Below are 19,461 nucleotides of genomic sequence, written 5' to 3' on the forward strand. Positions count from 1 at the left end.
AAGAACCGCGGGGCACGCGGGGATAGCTTATTGATACTTAGCCCTATCGGGTTATTGAGTAAGAAGCCCCTACTTCAAAGCTTTAGGGCTTAAGTAGTGGGAGCATGTCACTAATTAATATAGGAATATTGAACAAAATAATAAAATATGGTCAAAATATTATTTTTTTTCTATAAATACGGAAAGAACGAATAAATAAAGATATAATAATACGGAATAAATCTGGAGGTGTAGTAAAAAGTGGAAAAGCCTTGTATCGAGTATATCAGTGCATGTGCGTGATGCGAAGTATTTGGCGACTTGGTTCAAGTCCTGGAGAAAGAATATGAAGGACGGGTAAATGTAAGAATTTATCGCGCCGGCAAGGATTTCGATTATATTAAAAAGTACGGAGCAATTACGAAGAGTATGCTGATTATTAATGAGAAAAAAGCAATTACAAAGCTGACGAAACCTGCTGTGCGTCAGGCTTTTGAGGAGGCATTGAAGTTATGATATCCGAATTGGGAAGTTTTATTTTCAGCATCATTCAGTCCGCGTGGTCAATGCTGAACAGTTCTTCTTCGTGGATGGTATTCAGTTTTGCTGTGGCAGGTGTGCTGCATGAATTCCTGAAACCGGAGAAGATTCAGAAAACCGCGATCGGTTCCAAACGGATCAGCGGCGTGTTTTGGACAACACTGTCCGGAATGTTTATACCGATCTGCAGCTGCGGTACGATCCCGCTTGGAATCAGTATGTATTACAGTGGTGCATATCTGGGGCCGACACTGGCATTTATGACCAGTACACCGATGATCAATCCTCTGGCTGTGATTCTGGCATGGGGACTTTTGGGAAAAGAAATTACGATTATATACATAATAACCGGATTTGTCGCGCCGATGATTATTGGAATCGTGGCAAATCATTTCGCGGGGAATGAACTGCATATCGGTCTTCGAAATAAGAATAATGAAGAAGCAGAAGGAACCATTTCCCTGGAAACAGACGAAGAGGAAGAACCGGCTATGATCCAGCTGGAATTCGAGGAACCGTCCGTCTGGGAAAAACTGAAGAGTGGACTGAGATGGTCGTTTACAGAACTGAGCGTGACTATCAGCAAATACACGGTGTCCGGAATGCTGATCGCGGGATTTCTTTTTACAGTGGTACCACAGTCATTTGTGCAGGATTATCTGGGGAATCCGGGTATGATCTCCCTTCTGGGGATTACAGTTGTCGCAGCACTCATGTATGTCTGCGCAGTAGGACACATCCCGTTTATTGCAGCGCTGGTTGCGAGCGGTGCGGCTCCCGGAGTGGCGATCACCTTTTTGATGGCCGGAGCCGGAACCAATATTCCGGAGCTGCTTACGATTTCCAAAACGATTGGAAAACGAGCCATGTTTATGTATTTTTCCATGGTGGTTGTGATATCCAATCTGGTTGGTTATCTTACAAACCGTCTGCTTATGCCGGGATTCAATCCGGTACTGGATTTTGACAGAACGTCACACACGATTCAGCAGGCCAATAAACTGATCATTGCACTGCCGGATTGGGGAGAATGGATCTGTAGTGGGATTTTGGTTGCGTATGCAGCATATGCATTGTTGAAAGCTATCAGATCGAAAATGAAGAAGGCATAGCAGATGAACAGTGATAAAAAGATTGTGGTTTTTCTGGCAGGTTTTATTCTGGTCGGAGTTATGGTAACCGTTTTCTTCCCGAAGGAAAGGGAGAAAAATGGGGATGCAGTGATCCGGATCGGTGCAGGAGACGATATCTCCGGAGTGCTGATGAATGAAACGGTTGATGAATTGAGTGGTAAATATACGATCGCGGAAACTATGGAGAGTTCTTCCTTTAAAGATTGTTGAAGTAATATGGCTCAGTGGGCACTGAGTGCGGATGAGATCAATGTTGCGTTTTATTGCGGTCATATCGCACAGCATACGGTTGAGGAAAATGAGAACGTCATGATTTATGGACCAACCGTGATGAATGCAGAAGTGATCTGTTTTAAAGATGATTTTGATCAGGTAAGAACGGTTGGAGTCAGTCAGGGAAGAGAGCAGGAAAAGGCAGTTGCGCAGAAAACCTACCCCCAGATTGAAAAATTTGAGGAAATTACGCAAAAAGGAATTCTGTATTCTCTGGAAGACGGACAGGTGGACGCAGTGATTCAGGATTTAACAAAGGCCGCGGGAGTGCCATCTTACTTGTGCAAGCCGCTTTCTGATACGGATTATATTTCCTATGTTATCGTCGTTGACAAAAAGTTTGCTCAGACGGAAGTGTTTGCAGATTTTATAAATAGCTACAACAAAGCAGTTGACAAGCTGAATAAGCCGGAATACCTGGCAGAGAAACTGGGAGTGGAAAAAAGCTGGCTTCAGGATAAAACAATTCAATTTTTACGGTTAGAAGAAAGTGAGGATTAGAAAATGTCCATATCAGTAGAAGGAATTTCGAAAACTTTTAAGGGCAGGAAAAAAGGAGAAGAAGATAATATCGTGTTGAACGATGTATCTTTTCAGGTGGAGGAAGGAGAGTTTGTTTCGCTTCTGGGGCCCTCCGGCTGTGGAAAGACGACAACACTTACGATCATAGCAGGATTTCAGAAGCCCAATGCCGGAAAAATTGTGGTAAACGGAAAAGAAGTGACAAAACCGGGACCGGATCGGTCTTTTATGTTCCAGAACTATGCATTATTTCCGTGGTTAAAAGTCGGTGAAAATATAGAATATCCGATGAAAAAAAAGAAAATGCCGAAAGAAGAACGGAAGAAAAAACTTGCGGAGCTTCTTGAAATGGCACAGCTGACACAATATGAAAATTATTATATCCATGAGATTTCCGGTGGTATGAAGCAGCGAGTTGCACTTCTGCGTGCGTTGGCCTGTGACCCGCAAGTACTTCTGATGGATGAACCACTTGGGGCTGTAGACTTTCAGATGAGACAGCTTCTCCAGATGCAGCTTGAAAGTATCTTGCAGCAGAGAAAGACAACAGCACTTATGGTTACGCATGATGTTGATGAATCGATCTATCTGAGTGACCGGGTCATTGTCATGTCCAGAGACCATGGAAAGATTCTGGCGGATGTGAAGATCGATCTTCCAAGGCCGCGCGACCGTACGGCACCGCAGTATCATGAATATGTGGATCAGCTTACCACGATCCTCAAGGGCGCTTTAAGCGGAGGCGTCTTCACAAAAGAGGATAAGGACCTGATGGAATTCATTCAGGGAGTGGATGCGGGAAAAGAAGCTACGGCATAAAAATAAGATTGAATGAATAGAAATTGGCAATATTTGGATAAAGTATAAGGAATTTTAGAAGGAAAGAGTTAGAAGGGGAGCAATTGAATATGGAACAGAATGTAGAGCGTAAGTTTAATAGCAGACAGAATCAGGTGAGACATTATATTCTGGAGTTTACAGTGAATGAAGGCAGAGCATTTAATCTCGAGGAAGATAAAGCAGGTGTGATTCAAGAACTGTCTATGACGGAGCAGGAATATTGGGACTGCGTCCGTGTACTCCAGGAAAAGGATGGAATGGTAGTAAGTGAAGAAAACGATGTGAATTTTATTTATCCGGTATCTGCACTTCCGACCAATCATCATGTTACACTCGCGGATGGAAGAAGCTTTACGGCAATGTGCGCGATCGATGCGATCGGAGCGGCATTTACTTTCCATCAGGATTCAGAGGTGCATTCTGTATCCGCGGTATCCGGCGAACCGGTCTTTGTAAAAATTGTGAATGGAGAAGTGGCAGATTATGCGCCGAAGACGCTTCATGCGCTGACTTTTCCACTCGGAGAATTGTCGAATTGGGCAGGTTCATGCTGAAATGTCATGAATTTCTTCTGCAGCAGTGCAGAATTCGACCAGTATGTTACTGAAATGGAGCTGGACCCGGACAACCTTATCAAAGCAGATATTCACATCGCGGTAAGAGAGGCGAAGGCTACATTTGAAGTATAAAAACATTTTTACAGGAGGTTTTATACCATGAAAGTAGCTTATTTATTGGAATCCGAACACGCAAGAGAAATCCTTGAGAACATGATTATTCCTCAGATGGAAGAAGATCGTCACGGAGTTGAGGTTGCTGGTATGATGTTCTTCTTCGACAATGCATATATGCTTGTCGAAGGATCTGATATCGCTGCAAGACTTCAGAAATTAAGTGAGAAGACAGGCGTTCTTCTGATGGCATGCGACAGATGCTGTTACCAGAGAGATATCGCTGACAAGCTGATCGCACCGGCAGGAATCGGATGTTTCCCGAACGTATACGCAGCACTTGCACCGGCAGGAGTGGATCAGGTGATTACTCTGTAAAAATATGAAACAAAAATGGCGGGAAATTTACTTGAATTTCCCGCCATTTTTGTCAGCTTAGCTGAGTTCAATTTTTACAGCTTCTTCCGGTTTGAAATCATTTGCCAGATCGTACAGGTTATGACCTGTAGATTCACTGAGAACTCTTCCTTTGTAGGAATAGCAGCGGATAAAACGTCTGTTGTCGATAGATGACCAGTGTTCTACATCCCATGTAAGATATCCGTCAGCATCGGATCTTGGTGCCGGGAGATATACATCAACCTGACGTCCTGCTACCATGATATCAATCAGTCCCTGAGTATCAGCCTCTAATTCTACATTGTTTACAGTATCATATACTTTCATTGCAAAAACCTCCTTTAACTTGCTGGATGGATAGTCGCCCCGACTTCCATTTTTACACTACCTCTAGTATACATAAGTAGGAGACAAGGGGCAAGAGAAAAATATATTTTTCTTTAAGAAAGAATGTGATATACTACAAATGTATCATGCAAATTGGTATGGACTATAGAGACAAATGAAGGGTGACAAAAATGATATTTGATACACACGCTCATTATGATGATGAGCAGTTTCAGGAAGACCGGGATGCGCTTCTGGAAGCAATGCCGTCCCTTGGGGTAGGAACGATTGTAAATGTAAGTGCCACGTATGAATCTTGTTTACACGCAGTGGAGCTTGCAAAGAAGTATCCGCATGTATATGCGGCTGTCGGGATTCATCCGGATGAGGTGGGGGTTCTTGATGAGGAAAAGTTCGCAAAGATGCGGGAATTTTTTAAAGAGGATAAGGTGGTTGCGGTTGGAGAAATCGGTCTGGATTATTATTGGGATAACGAATCGCATGAGGTTCAGAGAAAGTGGTTTGTACGTCAGCTTGAACTGGCAAAGGAACTGAATCTCCCGGTGGTGATCCACAGCCGTGATGCTGCTGCGGATACAATGTATGTGATGGAGAATTATGCGAAAGATCTTGAGGGTGTGATTCACTGCTATTCCTATTCAAAAGAGATGGCTGAGGAATATGTGAGGATGGGATTTTACATTGGAATCGGCGGAGTGGTTACGTTTAAGAATTCAAAGAAGATGAAAGAAGTCGTGGGGGCAGTGCCACTGGAGCGTATCCTTCTGGAAACAGATTGTCCTTATCTTGCACCGGAACCGTTTCGGGGTAAGCGGAATCAATCATCTTATTTATTATATGTTGCAGAGCAGATTGCTGAATTGAAGGGGATTTCGGCAGAAGAAGTGATTGCCACAACGGAAGAAAATGCACGCAGAATGTATCGGCTGGATCCTGTTTAGCAGGCAGAATCCCTGCCGTATTATGTGAGAAACGAGAGGAGACAGCAAAGTGAAAGAACCGACATTAGGGAATCCGCAGAATACCATTGAGATTCTGCAGAAATATCGATTCAATTTTCAGAAGAAATTCGGACAGAATTTTCTGATTGATACGCATGTACTGGATAAGATTATCCGGGCAGCGGACATTACGAAGGATGATTTTGTGTTGGAAATCGGGCCGGGGATTGGAACGATGACGCAGTATCTTGCATGTGCGGCGCGAGAAGTGACGGCGGTGGAGATTGATAAAGCATTGATCCCAATCCTGGAGGATACTTTATCAGATTATGATAATGTGACAGTGATTAACGAAGATATTCTGAAAGTGGATATTGCTGCGCTTGCAGAAGAGAAAAATGGAGGAAAGCCGATTAAGGTGGTTGCGAATCTTCCATATTATATTACGACACCGATTATCATGGGACTGTTCGAAAATCATGTGCCGCTGGAGAGTATTACAGTTATGGTGCAGAAGGAAGTGGCAGACCGAATGCAGGTAGGACCAGGTACAAAGGATTATGGTGCTTTGTCGCTTGCGGTTCAGTATTATGCCGAACCGTATATTGTTGCAAATGTACCGCCGAATTGTTTTATGCCGAGACCTACTGTGGGATCTGCTGTGATCCGACTTACCAGACATGCGCAGCCGCCGGTACACGTCAGAGATGAAAAACTGATGTTCCGGATTATCCGGGCATCGTTCAATCAGAGGAGAAAGACGCTTGCGAACGGGCTTAAAAACTCGCCGGAATTGGATTTGCCGAAAGAGGTCATCAGTGAGGCAATCGACCGTCTGGGAAGAGGGGCAAGTATCAGGGGAGAGGCTCTTACACTGGAAGAGTTTGCAGAACTTGCAAATCACATCGGTGAGCTGATGTAGAATATAGGAGGAAACAAGTATGAGGTATCAGATACAAGGTGACACATTACCGGTAGTAATCTGCGAACTGGAGGATGGGGAGCAGATGGTGACAGAGAGAGGATCTATGTCATGGATGTCTCCGAATATGAAAATGGACACATCTACCAATGGAGGAATCGGTAAAGCATTCGGAAGAATGTTTTCCGGAGAATCCATGTTTCAGAATACTTACACGTCTCAGGGCGGGAGGGGACTGATCGCATTTGCATCCAGTTTTCCGGGTTCGATTAAGGCGTTTGAGGTGAGACCGGGACAGGAATATATTTTTCAGAAGAAGGCATTTCTGGCTTCGGAAGCAGGAGTAAGCCTGACCGTGCATTTTCAGAAAAAAGTAGCCTCTGGACTGTTCGGAGGGGAAGGTTTTATCCTGCAGAGAGTATCCGGAAATGGAATTGTATTTGCAGAATTCGATGGACACGTTGTGGAGTATGATCTGCAGCCTGGACAGCAGATCGTGATAGATTCCGGATATCTTGCCGCAATGACTGCGAGCTGCCAGATGGATATCCAGACGGTACCGGGACTTAAAAATATGGTATTCGGAGGCGAAGGACTGTTTAATACTGTAATTACCGGACCGGGGCATGTATGGCTTCAGACGATGCCAATTAGCAGTGTTGCAAATGCACTGAGACCGTATTTCCCAGCTGGAAATTAATGTAACAGTTTTTGTCAAATCTGCTTGGCTCAGAACAGTAACAATTAATAATTAGGTTATAAAACTTTAAGAATTATAGGATTGTATTTTTGTATACTATTTGATAGAATAGAGCAACACACCAAAATTGGAGACGCTTGATGGCGAAAGGTACTTATTGGTTTAAGACAGAAAGAAAGGGGTATGGTAGATGACCAATAACGGAAAAACTGTGGAGCAGGTGTTGTTCGAGAATACACCGGAGATTGAGAGACTTGCGGCGCTCTGTGAGAAGAGTAATGCGATTGACAAGGAGCTTTACACGGAATATGATGTGAAGCGTGGTCTTCGGGATGTGAATGGGAAGGGTGTACTTGCCGGGCTTACGAATATTTCGGATGTCTGCGCAAAGAAGATCGTGAATGGCGAAGAAGTCCCTTGTGAAGGCAATCTCTATTATCGGGGGTATAATATCAAGGATCTTGTCAGAGGATTTCTGGAGGCAGGACACTTTGGATTTGAGGAAGTCGCATATCTTCTGCTCTTTGGAGAACTTCCGAATGCTAAGCAGCTTGCGGAGTTTCATGAGATGCTGGTGGAGCGAAGAACCTTGCCGCCGACATTTGTCAGGGATGTTATTATGAAAGCCCCCAGTCGTGATATGATGAACAGCCTGTCGCGTTCGATTCTGAATTTGTATTCTTATGATGACAAGGCAGATGACACAAGCATTCCGAATGTCCTGAGACAGTGCTTGAATTTGATCAGCCAGTTCCCAATGCTGATGGTTTACGGCTATCATGCATATAATTATCGCATGGGTGATGACCTTTATATTTATGCACCGGAGCCGGATAAATCTGTAGCGGAGAATATCCTGATGATGCTGCGTGAGGACAGACAGTATACCGATCTGGAAGCGAAGCTTCTGGATATGGCACTTGTACTGCATATGGATCATGGCGGCGGAAATAATTCGACATTTACGACGCACGTTGTGACTTCATCCGGAACGGATACCTATTCTACCGTGGCAGCGGCGATGGCTTCTCTGAAAGGCCCGAAGCATGGAGGTGCCAATATCAAAGTGACTCAGATGTTTGCCGATATGAAGAAAGAAGTAAAGGACTGGGACGATGATGATGAGGTGCGTGCATACCTGGAAGGCCTTTTGAACAAAGAGCGATTTGACAAGAAGGGTCTGATCTATGGAATGGGGCATGCGATTTACTCTGTTTCTGACCCGCGTGCAGATATCTTTAAGAGCTTTGTAGAAAAGCTTGCTGTCGAGAAGGGGTGTCAAAAAGAATACAATCTGTATGCAAAAGTAGAAAAGATGGCGCCGGAGATCATAGCACAGAAGAGAAAGATGTACAAAGGTGTAAATGCGAATGTGGACTTCTACAGTGGACTGGTATACAGTATGCTGGGAATTCCGGAGCAGCTTTACACACCGATTTTCGCGACAGCACGTATAGTAGGCTGGAGTGCACATCGTCTGGAAGAGTTGAAAAATGTAGATAAGATCATTCGTCCGGCATATAAGCCTCTGGCACCGCACAGAGAGTATGTGAAGATGGAAGATAGATCATAGTATATGAGAAGAGCAGTTGTTTAACTGCTCTTTTTGCTTACCCAAAATATAGACGAAAAGTCAAGAAAAAGATTGACATTTAGAAATATTGAAGTAAAATATGTTTAGTATCGAACAATTCGAAAACGAACTAAAAGAAAGGCGGTAGTCGGATGACAGAAAAGAAGCGGGATCAGGTCGGTCTGGTCCTCAAGCGGCTGGATCATATGATGCGCCGGAACCTGTCGATGCATGTGAAGGAAGCAGGAATCGATGAGATTACACTGATGCACGGATGGATCATTCGGTATCTGTATGAGAACCGGGACCGCGATATTTTTCAAAAAGACATTGAAAAGCACTTTTCAGTAGGGCGTTCGTCTGTCACGAACGTTATTCAGTTGATGGAGAAAAAAGGATATCTTCGGAGAGAGTCGGTGGACTATGATGCCCGCCTTAAGAAAGTATTGCTCACAGAGAAAGGGATTTATACCCATGAAAAAATCGAAGGGATCATCAGTGGACTTAATGTCAGGACGCTGGAAGGAATCTCAGATGAAGAATTGGATGCCTTTTTTATTGTTACTGAGAAATTAGAGAAAAATCTTATAAAACAAAAGGAACTTTTTATCAACAAGGAGGAGAGAGATGATTCAGACATTACTGAAAGAAGTAAAAGAATTTAAAGCTGCATCAATCATAACGCCGATGTTCATGATTCTGGAAGTGCTCATGGAAATGATGATTCCGTATTTGATGGCTTCTATTATTGATGACGGAGTCAATGCCGGAGACATGGGACACATTTACAAAGTCGGAGCGGTGATGATCGTTGCAGCCTTTGTGGGGCTTTTTGCCGGAATTATGGGAGGAAGGTTCGGAGCGAAGGCTTCCACAGGATTTGCGAGAAATTTAAGAGAAGCGATGTTTCGCAATATCCAGACATTTTCATTTTCCAATATTGATAAGTTCAGCACAGCCGGGCTTGTGACAAGACTTACGACGGATGTGACAAATATCCAGAATTCCTATCAGATGGTACTCAGGATGTTTACACGTGCGCCTGCCAGCCTGATCTGTGCGATGGTGATGGCATTCCGTATTAACGCGCGCCTGGCTTCCATCTACCTGATTGCTGTAATTATTCTGGGAGGAATTTTGTTCTTTATCATGAGCAATGCAACCAAATATTTTCAGATGGCTTTTCCGAAATATGATGATATGAATGCTTCTGTGCAGGAAAATGTGTCAGCGATCCGGGTGGTAAAAGCTTATGTAAGAGAAGAAGAGGAAACACAAAAATTTAAGCGGACGAGTGAGAATATTTATAAGATCTTTAAAAAGGCTGAATGCAATCTGGTTTACAATTCACCGATCATGCAGTCTACCGTTTATACCTGTATTCTGCTGATCAGCTGGCTCGGTGCAAAAATGATCGTTTCTGATACATTGACCACCGGAGAATTGATGAGTCTTCTGACATACTGTATGAATATTCTGATGAGTCTTATGATGCTGTCCATGGTTTTCGTTATGATTTCCATGAGTATGGCAAGTGCTAAACGTATTTCTGAAGTTCTAAGTGAGACCAGTGATCTGAAGAATCCGGAAGAACCGATTCATGAAGTGAAAGACGGTTCTATTGAATTCAGGAATGTGGATTTTTCTTATAGAAAAGATGCGGGAGAGCCGGTGCTGAAAGATATCAATATCTGCATTCGCTCCGGTGAAACAATAGGAATTATCGGAGGGACGGGAAGTGCGAAAACTTCGCTTGTGAATCTGGTAAGCCGTCTGTATGACGTGACGCAGGGAGAAGTGCTTGTAGGCGGAAGAAATGTTAAGGAATATGATATGGAATCCCTCCGTAATCAGGTTTCCGTCGTGCTGCAGAATAATGTACTGTTTTCGGGTACGATTCTGGATAATCTGCGTTGGGGTGATAAAAATGCGACTCGTGAAGAATGTGAGAGAGCCTGTCAGCTGGCGTGCGCCGATGAATTTATTCAGAGATTTCCAAAAGGATATGAGACACATATTGAACAGGGCGGAAATAACGTATCCGGCGGTCAGAAGCAGAGACTTTGTATCGCGAGGGCACTGCTTAAGAAACCGAAGATTCTGATCCTGGATGACAGTACCAGTGCGGTGGATACGGCAACCGATGCCAAAATCCGCAAAGCTTTTGCTGAGGAAATACCGGATACGACAAAACTGATTATTGCACAGAGAGTTTCAAGTGTGCAGAGTGCGGACAGGATCCTTGTCCTGAATGAAGGAAAAGTGGATGGATTCGGAACGCATGAAGAACTGCTTGCCGGAAATGAGATTTACCGTGAGGTATATGAATCTCAGACAAAAGGCGGCGGAGATTTTGATGAAAAGGCAGGTGAATAGAAGATGGCAGGACCAATGAAGCCGGGAGCTCCAAGAGGAACAAAACCGAAGGTTAAGAATCCCGGGAAATTATTTATAAGACTGATGAAATATGTTCTCAAAAGCTATAAGATCCATTGTATTTTCGTGTTCTTATTCATTTGCGGAAGTGTGCTTGCAAATGTGCAGGGAACCATGTTTACCAAGAACCTGATCGATGACTACATTACGCCGTTTCTGCTTTCCGACACGCCGGATTTCGGACCGCTTGCACATGCGATTGGCAGAGTGGCCGTGTTCTATGCATTGGGAGTACTGTGTACCTATTTGTATAACCGGATCATGGTCAATGTAACGCAGGGAACGCTGCGGGATCTGCGAAATGATCTGTTTGAACACATGGAAAAACTGCCGATCAGGTATTTTGACTCTCATGCTCATGGAGATATCATGTCGGTCTATACGAACGACATCGACACGTTGAGACAGATGATCAGCCAGAGTATTCCGCAGGTGATCAACAGTGGATTTACGATCATCAGTGTATTTGTCAGTATGCTGATCTTGAATATTCCGCTTACGATTGTGACCCTGGTTATGGTGGCGCTCATGATCAAAGCGTCCGGATTCGCGGCAGGCAAGAGTGGAAAATATTTCATGGAACAGCAGGTGAATCTTGGAAAGGTTAACGGATATATTGAGGAAATGATGAATGGACAGAAGGTTGTCAAAGTCTTCTGCCATGAAGAGGAAAATGAAGAACGATTCAAAGAACTGAACGATAAGCTCTTTGAGAGTGCAGACAGAGCCAATACCTTTGCCAATGTGTTAGGACCGATCAACGCACAGCTTGGAAATGTGAGCTATGTAATCTGCGCGATTGTGGGAGGTATTCTTGCGCTGAATCATGTAGGCGGATTTACACTCGGCGGACTTGCAAGTTTCCTGACTTTTAATAAGAGCTTCAGTATGCCGATTAACCAGATCAGTAACCAGCTCAATGCGGTTGTTATGGCAATGGCCGGTGCAGAGAGAATTTTCCGGATGATTGATGAACCGATTGAGAAGGATGAAGGTTATGTTACGCTGGTCAATGCAAAAGAAGAAGACGGAAAGCTTGTAGAGAGTGCGGAGCGTACCGGAAGATGGGCATGGAAACATACGCATCAGGCAGACGGAACTACAGATTATGTAGAAGTGAAAGGTCATGTAGTCTTCAACGGAGTTGATTTTGGATATACAGACGAGAAGATCGTTCTTCACGATGTGAAACTTTATGCGGAACCGGGACAGAAGATCGCATTCGTAGGATCTACCGGAGCAGGAAAGACGACGATCACCAATCTGATCAACCGTTTCTATGATATTCAGGACGGAAAGATCCGGTATGACGGCATCAATATTAACAAGATCAAGAAACCGGATTTGAGAAGGTCGTTGGGAATCGTACTTCAGGATACACACTTATTTACCGGAACGGTCAAAGAAAACATTCGTTACGGGAAACTGGATGCGACCGATGAAGAGGTCATTGCAGCGGCAAAGCTTGCCAATGCAGACGGATTTATCCGAAGACTCCCGCAGGGGTATGATACCATGCTTCACGGAGATGGGGCAAACTTAAGTCAGGGTCAGAGACAGCTTCTTGCGATTGCCCGGGCAGCGATCGCAGATCCACCTGTACTAATTCTTGATGAGGCGACCAGCTCGATCGATACAAGAACCGAGCGAATCGTTCAGGACGGTATGGATAAACTGATGCACGGACGTACCACATTTGTCATCGCTCACAGATTGTCAACGGTACGGAATTCAGACTGTATCATGGTTCTCGAACAGGGAAGAATTATTGAGCGGGGAACGCACGAACAGCTTATGGAGGAAAAAGGAAAGTATTATCAGCTTTATACCGGGAATGCAATCAGCGCGTAAATGAAAAATATGGAATTTATGTCAGGGGATGTGCCCTTCGGAAACGAAGAGACATCCCCTGATGTCGTATCCGGGCACCCGATAAAACAGATTGCTTTTTCCTGTGCAATACCATATACTTTTATTTGTATGAGAGCGAAAAGAACTGGCCGGTGCTCGTTGTATATGCGTGTACCTGTCTGGACGAAGTGGGCAAGATCCCATGGGTGATGTATCACTATCGTAAATACATATGGGTCAAGGACTTGACCCGTGAGCTTTAAAAAAGAAGGAGGAAGAAAAATATGATGATTATTGGAGTGATTCTGGCGGCTCTTGCAGTGCTGATTCTCATTGTAGTGCTCCGCGCGGTCATGCTGAAGCCGACTGAAGCAAAGGAAGCAAAAGTGAAGCTTGATACGAGTCAGCGGAGTGTGGAATACGGAAAACGTCTGGCAAAAATGATTCAGAAAGAGACGATCTCCTGTTTGAATCAGGAAGACAGAAGCGAGTTCTATGAATTTCATGAGGTTTTGGAAGAATTATTTCCGAACGTGCATAAGAACTGTGAGAAGCACGTATTTAACGGAAGCCTGCTCTTTAAATGGAGCGGAAAAAGCAGTCAAAACCCGATTCTTTTTATGAGCCACCAGGATGTGGTAGAAGCAGGCGGAACTTGGGAACATGCCCCTTTCAGTGGTGACATCGACGAAGAAGGAAGAGTATGGGGAAGAGGAACGGTGGATACCAAAGGAAGCCTTTTCTGCATCTTCACGGCGATCGAAGAACTGATCGGAGAAGGATATCAGCCGGAAGTAGATGTCTATATCGGAAGCAGCTGTACTGAAGAGTGGAGCGGTGACGGAGCTCCGGCTACCGTTGAATATCTGAAAGAACAGGGAATCGAACTTGCGCTGGTACTGGATGAAGGCGGCATGATTATCGAAGAGCCGATCGGTGGAGTCAAAGGAACCTATGGCATGGTCGGCGTTGTGGAAAAAGGATATGGGGATGTCAAATTCACGGCCAGAAGCAACGGAGGACACGCGAGCGCACCGAAGAAGAATTCTCCGCTTGTTCGTCTCGGAAAATTTATGGTAGATGTAGAAAAACACAGCCCGTTCGTGAACAAATTCACACCGACACTGGATGAAATGTTCCGGCGCTGCGCTCCGAATATGGATTTTGGAATGAAAGTAATCTTTGCCAATATGTGGCTGTTCAAGCCGCTTCTGGAGAAATTACTTCCATCTATCAACTCCGTGGCAGGCGCGATGATCCACACGACACTCGCATTCACCACGGCAAAAGGATCCGATGGCCTGAACGTACTCCCCCAGGAGGCCTATGTGACCGGCAATATGCGTTTCAGCCATCACCAGCCAAATGAAGAGAGCATCAAAGCCGTGAGTGAAATCGCAAAGAAATATGATATCGAGACAGAAATCATCTGCCAGGATCCGCCATGCCCGATCGTAGATTATAACAGCAATGCATTCCGTCTTGTAGAAGAAACAGCAAAAGAAATGTATCCGGGAATCGGTATCTGCCCGTATATCATGACCGGCGGAACCGACGCAAAATACTATTCCGAAGTCAGCAAAAACTGTATCCGCTTTGCGCCGCTGTACAGCGATGGGCAGCAGTACGGAAGCATTCATGCGTTGAACGAGAATATTTATCAGGGGACACTTCCGATGGGAGTTGACTTTTATAAGAATGTGGTGAAGAAGAGTCGGTAGTCATCCCTTGATGAAATAAGAGGTAATTGGATCTATGGAACCATACTATTACAACAAGATGACAAAACAGCAGCAGGCGGCATACCATGCAATCCTTCAGGGGGTGCTTGCAATTTCAGATGAATTTCAGATTCCCCGACTAGAAGCAGAAGACCTTTACAACGTGTTCTTCCGCCTTCGCCTCGACCACCCGGAAATATTCTGGGTGCCCGGCTATAAATACAAATATTATCCGGATTCACCCAATCTCATATTTGTCCCGGAGTATCTGTTCGAAAAAGGGAAAATTAAAGAGCATCAGAAAGCCATGAAGGCGAGAGTTGACAAATTAGTACGCCCGGCAATGAATTTGCCCGAGTGGGACAAAGAGAAATACATACACGATTTTATCTGTGAAAATATACATTATGATAAGCTGAAAAAGCCATATTCCCATGAAATCATCGGTCCGCTTGGACAAGGTGTCGGGGTATGTGAGGGTATTGCAAAGTCAGTAAAGATTTTGTGTGATGCACTGGGAATCTGGTGCATCATTACAGTCTGCGGCAACAACCCGGATAAGGGGATTAAATATCGCCATACATGGAATATTGTGAAAATCGGTGGAAAATATTATCATCTGGATGCAACGTTTGATAATACGCTTGGAAAGGATGAAGTGCGTTACGATTATTTCAACCTGGATGATAAAAGTATCTTTCGGGATCATGAGCCTTTGATCGTACCGGCACCGGCCTGTATAGATGGGGATCATTTTTATTATAAAGAAAAGAAATTATCATTTACCAAAAAGGAAGAGGTATATAAGAGAGCGCTTCAGGCGGCGAAGAAAGGGAAAATGTTCACATTCCACTGGCGAGGAGGATATTTGACGAAAACGGTACTCGAAGAACTGTTGGAGTTGATCCAAAAGGCAGGAGAAGAGAAAGGAAAACGAGCAAAGATCAGCCTGAACTGGTCACAGGCAGTCATCCGATTCGCGTTTACGGAAAAAATTGGTCAGGCGGAAGTTGTGGTGGAAGAAGCAAATGAAGGAGAACTGGAATAGTGGATGCATTAGCTATGCTGCAGGAACTTCTGGAACAGGATCAATTTGAACTGGTGTTTCGGGAAAAGCAAGAAAAGGCAGACAAGGACATTCGTCTTGTTTATTTGATGAATGATGCGGTGGAGAGCTTTCTGGTGTTTAAAAATGCAAGGATGACCGGGGAGTACCGGAAAGACTATGAAGGAGAGCTGGAAGCCTCCATCAGCCATAATGGTAAGGAGTATATTTTGATTGTACGCCAGGGAAATTCAGTGGTCACTCTGTTTTTTGATGATATATTTCCAGAGGTACATCTTTATGATTATGGAGAAATCGGACATTTCTGGGTACAGGGATACGAATATCTCAGACAGCTGGAGTATCGGATCGCAATCTTAAGAGATAAATTGTATTATCTGGGGGAGGAATTCTGCACGCCCAAGGAGCGAGAATTAGCTGCATTGTCGGAATTCCCGCCGTTGAATTATTGCTGTTATCCGGCGGTTCCGAATCAATATATTGTACCGAGAGAAGATGGATGGAGACCATCCGAAGAGGCAATCACGGTGATGGAAGAATTGGCCGGCAAGGTGAATGATAAGCGAATGAAGCGGATCCTCAGATTCTATCGAAGATATCCTCTTTCGATGGTGGCTAAAGAGATCGCACGAATGCTGCACCGGAATGCGCATGCAGAATTGGTGGATTTATTAAATAAGAGATTAAAAGAAGAATCTGCAGTATATCCGAGGCGCTCATTCGGAGAAGAAGATCAAAAATATATGGCGTTGATTGAGAAGGTGAAAAAGAGGCAGGAAGAACTGAAACTTCAGGGACAGGAATCTGTGCTTCTCCGAGAAGAACCTTTTGTGAATGTGAAAGACGGGATTAATTTTCAGGTACATTTGATGATCTGGGAGAAGGGGATCGTGAATAGGAAAGTGGTAGTGGAGAGTTATGAATTATAATGGGCAAGTGTTAGGAAAACGATTGTGGTGATATGAGTGAGTGTCTATGTACCCGTCCCCTAGTCGCTTATAGAAAAAAACAATAAAAATGTCGAAATATCAAGTTAATCAATTGGACTTCTGCCCCGAAAAACGATAAAATAATATCAAAAGGGTGGGATGAGGAAGTATGTTAAAGCCCGATACGAAAGGAGTTCTGGCTAATTCAGTAAAGGAACTTCTTAAAGATAATTCGTTTACCGATATAGGTGTTCAGGACATCGTGCGATACAGTCAAGTATCAAGAACAGCATTTTATAATCACTTTAAGGATAAATATGATTTTGTCTGCTGGATTTACAGAACAGATGCAGACAAGATTTGCAAAGGATTTACTGGTGAAAACTGGAGAAAATATCATACCAGAATTCTGGAGTATATGTTAGAGGAACGAGATTATTATATCAACGTTTCTTCTTATCGTGGGCAGAATTGTATAGAAGATTATGTGACTGATTATGCGGTGGCATGCATGGAAAGTCAATTGAAACGGGAGTTGGGAGTTTGCGAACTTTCGGAAGAAGTTATGATTTCACTTTATATGTGGAATTTGACAAGAACGACAGTAATTTTCAGGTGGATACGTTCGAAGGATAACAGAAGTCCTAAAGAAATGACACAACTGATATGCGGTTGTATACCGGAGCCAATCAGTGCATTCTATCATTAGTTTATGGGAAATATGTGAAGAGTTTCAAGAAACTGCGGATCATATTTCCCATAAACTTTTTATTATACACCTAATCAATGCCATAGAAGCTTTACATTTCGTGCTATTTGTTAACCTTATGAACAACAAGGAATGTTTGTAAATTCCGATTTCTATGAATTCCTTTTATAATCAAAGTGATATTTAGGTTATACTCTCGCAGAAGATGCAGACAAACTGGTGAGAGACAAAAAGGAGGATACTTTTATGAAGAAAAGAATCTTAGCGATCTTTCTTGCATCGTTTATGGCAGTAGGTTTGATTGCCGGATGTGGAGGAAAGAGTGAAGAGAAGACAACAGACACAAAAGAAGAGACACAAAAGGAAGAAGCAACTGGAGAAAAAATTGAAGGCGGTTCCATTGTTCGAGCAATGCCTACAGACATTTCAAGTTTAAATATCCTATACGAAACAGGTGATGAAGGAATGACTATGTTAAAACCTGTTTATGATCCGCTTTATATTGTTTCAAAAGATGGTGTTCGTTACTATCTTGCTGAAAGCCATGAAGTATCTGATGATGGACTTACGATTACAGTAAAGCTTCGCGACAATTTGAAATGGCATGATGGAGAGAGTATCACAACAGACGATGTACTGTGGAATTTTGAATTTCGTATGAATCCTGATAATAAATCAAGCAGTGGAACGAAAGTAAATCAGAAACCAGTTACAGTTGAAAAGATTGATGAATTGACATTTTCTGTGAAACTTCCAGAAGTTTCTGCTTCGTACGTGGCAACTCTCGGATCAATGAAACTGATTCCGAAACATGTCTATGAAGGAGAGGAAAACATAGCTTCTTCAGCATTGAACACTACACAGGGTGTTGGTTCTGGTCCATATAAAGTAAAAGAATGGAAAAAAGGCGAAAGTCTCACACTTGAAAAATTTGATGATTACTATCGCGATGTTAATCTTGATACAGTTATATTTAAAATTATGCCAAATGAAAGTGCACAGGAAATTGCATTTGAAAATGGAGAGTTGAATATTATTCGTGTATCTACCATTGACAAGTATGAAAAATATGCTGCAAATGACAATTATGAAATGGTAACATTGGACGAAGGCAGAATCAACTACATGGGATTTAATTCGAACAGTGAATTGATGAAAAACATTGAAGCCAGAAAAGCAATTGCGACGGCTTTAGATGTTCCTGCAATTGTAGAAGGAGCATATGGTTCTGACGACATTGCCGTTCCGGCGAAAACTGTTTTCTGTGATCAGAATTTCTATTATGAAGATATTGATGGATACAAACATGATCTTGAAGAAGCAAAAAAACTGGTAAAAGAAGCCGGACTTGAAGGAAAAACACTTCAGCTTGTTTATAACTCAAGCCGTGCAAATATGGAAGACTGTGCATTAATTATCCAGCAGCAGTTGAAAGAAGTTGGTATTAACGTTGAAGTAACTGGTTATGAAACACAAGGATTTTTTGAAAAATTCTTCTATACTGATTTAGGAGATTGGGATTTAGGATTGAATGGTTATTCAACAAATGGAGACAATCAGGGAGATGAGTACATGTTTAGTAATCAGGGATTTTTAAGTAAAAACTTATGTACAACTGATGAAATTGCCGATTTGTGGAATAAAGGAGATGCAACAACCGATCCAGAAGAACGTGCTCAGATTTATGCCGAATTACAGCAACAGATTAAAGATGCATATACAATGGTTCCGATCTCTGACTGCAACTTCATTTTAGCTGTAGACAAGCATCTAAAAGGATGTGATGCGATTAATGTAGTACCGGTATTCGAAGACTATACACAGCTTTACATGACAAATTAATAACTAATTAAAACTGTAAAAGAAGGGGTTGGAAGAACGGAATGTTTCTCACAGTCCCTTCTTTTT

General features: G+C 43.2%; 19 protein-coding genes. 18 read left to right on the forward strand and 1 reads right to left on the reverse strand.

Annotated elements, in window-relative coordinates:
- Positions 1 to 240 precede the first annotated feature (240 nt).
- From saoT to saoD, 6 genes are all read left to right on the forward strand, one after another.
- Positions 241 to 495 carry a thioredoxin-like (seleno)protein SaoT gene (gene saoT / locus ACTNB3_RS11280; protein ID WP_441025714.1) on the forward strand — a complete coding sequence of 85 codons (255 nt, stop codon included), beginning with the start codon at positions 241 to 243 and terminating at the stop codon, positions 493 to 495.
- Positions 492 to 1,631: an efflux transporter SaoE gene (gene saoE, locus ACTNB3_RS11285; protein WP_441025717.1), complete on the forward strand. Its 1,140-nt coding sequence runs from the start codon at positions 492 to 494 to the stop codon at positions 1,629 to 1,631. Before saoT ends, saoE begins: the two co-directional genes overlap by 4 nt.
- A gap of 3 nt (positions 1,632 to 1,634) precedes the next feature.
- Positions 1,635 to 2,426 (forward strand): ABC transporter substrate-binding (seleno)protein SaoB, encoded by a 792-nt coding sequence (gene saoB / locus ACTNB3_RS11290; RefSeq protein ID WP_427820694.1) that lies wholly within the window; start codon positions 1,635 to 1,637, stop codon positions 2,424 to 2,426.
- A gap of 3 nt (positions 2,427 to 2,429) precedes the next feature.
- Positions 2,430 to 3,266 (forward strand): ABC transporter ATP-binding protein SaoA, encoded by an 837-nt coding sequence (saoA, locus tag ACTNB3_RS11295; protein WP_427820693.1) that lies wholly within the window; start codon positions 2,430 to 2,432, stop codon positions 3,264 to 3,266.
- 89 nt (positions 3,267 to 3,355) lie between these two features.
- Positions 3,356 to 3,976, forward strand: coding sequence for a MerB-like organometallic lyase SaoL (gene saoL / locus ACTNB3_RS11300; protein WP_441025720.1), 621 nt, complete (start codon positions 3,356 to 3,358; stop codon positions 3,974 to 3,976).
- Between the two features lie 27 nt (positions 3,977 to 4,003).
- Positions 4,004 to 4,336, forward strand: a complete 333-nt coding sequence (saoD, locus tag ACTNB3_RS11305; protein ID WP_427808108.1) for a DsrE-related protein SaoD — start codon at positions 4,004 to 4,006, stop codon at positions 4,334 to 4,336.
- Positions 4,337 to 4,393: 57 nt separating this feature from the next.
- Here saoD and ACTNB3_RS11310 read toward each other — a convergent pair whose 3' ends face one another.
- Positions 4,394 to 4,684: a hypothetical protein gene (locus tag ACTNB3_RS11310; protein ID WP_441017150.1), complete on the reverse strand. Its 291-nt coding sequence runs from the start codon at positions 4,682 to 4,684 to the stop codon at positions 4,394 to 4,396.
- Between the two features lie 191 nt (positions 4,685 to 4,875).
- Between ACTNB3_RS11310 and ACTNB3_RS11315 the strand changes: the two genes are divergently transcribed.
- The 12 genes from ACTNB3_RS11315 (at position 4,876) to ACTNB3_RS11370 (ending at position 19,395) form a co-directional block, all read left to right on the forward strand.
- Entirely contained in the window at positions 4,876 to 5,646 is a 771-nt protein-coding gene (locus tag ACTNB3_RS11315; protein ID WP_427808128.1) for a TatD family hydrolase, read from the forward strand.
- A gap of 49 nt (positions 5,647 to 5,695) precedes the next feature.
- Entirely contained in the window at positions 5,696 to 6,568 is an 873-nt protein-coding gene (gene rsmA / locus ACTNB3_RS11320) for a 16S rRNA (adenine(1518)-N(6)/adenine(1519)-N(6))-dimethyltransferase RsmA (RefSeq protein ID WP_427808104.1), read from the forward strand.
- A 19-nt stretch (positions 6,569 to 6,587) separates the two neighbouring features.
- Positions 6,588 to 7,268 (forward strand): TIGR00266 family protein, encoded by a 681-nt coding sequence (locus tag ACTNB3_RS11325; RefSeq protein WP_441025722.1) that lies wholly within the window; start codon positions 6,588 to 6,590, stop codon positions 7,266 to 7,268.
- A 190-nt stretch (positions 7,269 to 7,458) separates the two neighbouring features.
- Positions 7,459 to 8,841, forward strand: coding sequence for a citrate/2-methylcitrate synthase (locus ACTNB3_RS11330; RefSeq protein ID WP_427808100.1), 1,383 nt, complete (start codon positions 7,459 to 7,461; stop codon positions 8,839 to 8,841).
- Between the two features lie 152 nt (positions 8,842 to 8,993).
- Positions 8,994 to 9,506: a MarR family winged helix-turn-helix transcriptional regulator gene (locus tag ACTNB3_RS11335; protein WP_427808098.1), complete on the forward strand. Its 513-nt coding sequence runs from the start codon at positions 8,994 to 8,996 to the stop codon at positions 9,504 to 9,506.
- On the forward strand, positions 9,469 to 11,217 hold the full coding sequence (locus ACTNB3_RS11340) for an ABC transporter ATP-binding protein (RefSeq protein ID WP_441025724.1): 1,749 nt from the start codon (positions 9,469 to 9,471) through the stop codon (positions 11,215 to 11,217). The genes ACTNB3_RS11335 and ACTNB3_RS11340 overlap by 38 nt, the downstream gene beginning before the upstream one ends.
- Before the next feature lie 3 nt (positions 11,218 to 11,220).
- The gene (locus ACTNB3_RS11345) at positions 11,221 to 13,128 is read left to right on the forward strand and encodes an ABC transporter ATP-binding protein (RefSeq protein WP_441025727.1); all 1,908 of its coding nucleotides are present in this window, start codon (positions 11,221 to 11,223) and stop codon (positions 13,126 to 13,128) included.
- Between the two features lie 284 nt (positions 13,129 to 13,412).
- Positions 13,413 to 14,849 (forward strand): M20/M25/M40 family metallo-hydrolase, encoded by a 1,437-nt coding sequence (locus ACTNB3_RS11350; protein ID WP_441025729.1) that lies wholly within the window; start codon positions 13,413 to 13,415, stop codon positions 14,847 to 14,849.
- Positions 14,850 to 14,883: 34 nt separating this feature from the next.
- Complete coding sequence (locus tag ACTNB3_RS11355; protein ID WP_441025731.1) at positions 14,884 to 15,897, forward strand: transglutaminase domain-containing protein; 1,014 nt, start codon at positions 14,884 to 14,886, stop codon at positions 15,895 to 15,897.
- A complete protein-coding gene (locus ACTNB3_RS11360; RefSeq protein ID WP_441025733.1) occupies positions 15,897 to 16,844 on the forward strand; it encodes a DUF3878 family protein in 948 nt (315 codons plus the stop codon). Before ACTNB3_RS11355 ends, ACTNB3_RS11360 begins: the two co-directional genes overlap by 1 nt.
- A 169-nt stretch (positions 16,845 to 17,013) precedes the next feature.
- The gene (locus ACTNB3_RS11365; RefSeq protein ID WP_441025735.1) at positions 17,014 to 17,553 is read left to right on the forward strand and encodes a TetR/AcrR family transcriptional regulator C-terminal domain-containing protein; all 540 of its coding nucleotides are present in this window, start codon (positions 17,014 to 17,016) and stop codon (positions 17,551 to 17,553) included.
- A gap of 246 nt (positions 17,554 to 17,799) precedes the next feature.
- Complete coding sequence (locus ACTNB3_RS11370) at positions 17,800 to 19,395, forward strand: ABC transporter substrate-binding protein (protein ID WP_441025737.1); 1,596 nt, start codon at positions 17,800 to 17,802, stop codon at positions 19,393 to 19,395.
- Positions 19,396 to 19,461: the final 66 nt, after the last annotated feature.

The sequence above is a fragment of the Bariatricus sp. HCP28S3_D3 genome (assembly GCF_052065755.1).
In the GTDB taxonomy this organism is placed as follows: domain Bacteria; phylum Bacillota; class Clostridia; order Lachnospirales; family Lachnospiraceae; genus Allocoprococcus.

Excerpts from the sequence above, each read along its gene's own strand:
- saoE (WP_441025717.1), top strand. The coding sequence starts at position 492 with ATGATATCCGAATTGGGAAGTTTTATTTTCAGCATCATTCAGTCCGCG.
- saoA (WP_427820693.1), top strand. The coding sequence starts at position 2,430 with ATGTCCATATCAGTAGAAGGAATTTCGAAAACTTTTAAGGGCAGGAAA.
- saoD (WP_427808108.1), top strand. The coding sequence starts at position 4,004 with ATGAAAGTAGCTTATTTATTGGAATCCGAACACGCAAGAGAAATCCTT.
- ACTNB3_RS11310 (WP_441017150.1), bottom strand. The coding sequence starts at position 4,684 with ATGAAAGTATATGATACTGTAAACAATGTAGAATTAGAGGCTGATACT.
- ACTNB3_RS11315 (WP_427808128.1), top strand. The coding sequence starts at position 4,876 with ATGATATTTGATACACACGCTCATTATGATGATGAGCAGTTTCAGGAA.
- ACTNB3_RS11325 (WP_441025722.1), top strand. The coding sequence starts at position 6,588 with ATGAGGTATCAGATACAAGGTGACACATTACCGGTAGTAATCTGCGAA.
- ACTNB3_RS11330 (WP_427808100.1), top strand. The coding sequence starts at position 7,459 with ATGACCAATAACGGAAAAACTGTGGAGCAGGTGTTGTTCGAGAATACA.
- ACTNB3_RS11335 (WP_427808098.1), top strand. The coding sequence starts at position 8,994 with ATGACAGAAAAGAAGCGGGATCAGGTCGGTCTGGTCCTCAAGCGGCTG.
- ACTNB3_RS11340 (WP_441025724.1), top strand. The coding sequence starts at position 9,469 with ATGATTCAGACATTACTGAAAGAAGTAAAAGAATTTAAAGCTGCATCA.
- ACTNB3_RS11345 (WP_441025727.1), top strand. The coding sequence starts at position 11,221 with ATGGCAGGACCAATGAAGCCGGGAGCTCCAAGAGGAACAAAACCGAAG.
- ACTNB3_RS11350 (WP_441025729.1), top strand. The coding sequence starts at position 13,413 with ATGATGATTATTGGAGTGATTCTGGCGGCTCTTGCAGTGCTGATTCTC.
- ACTNB3_RS11355 (WP_441025731.1), top strand. The coding sequence starts at position 14,884 with ATGGAACCATACTATTACAACAAGATGACAAAACAGCAGCAGGCGGCA.
- ACTNB3_RS11365 (WP_441025735.1), top strand. The coding sequence starts at position 17,014 with ATGTTAAAGCCCGATACGAAAGGAGTTCTGGCTAATTCAGTAAAGGAA.
- ACTNB3_RS11370 (WP_441025737.1), top strand. The coding sequence starts at position 17,800 with ATGAAGAAAAGAATCTTAGCGATCTTTCTTGCATCGTTTATGGCAGTA.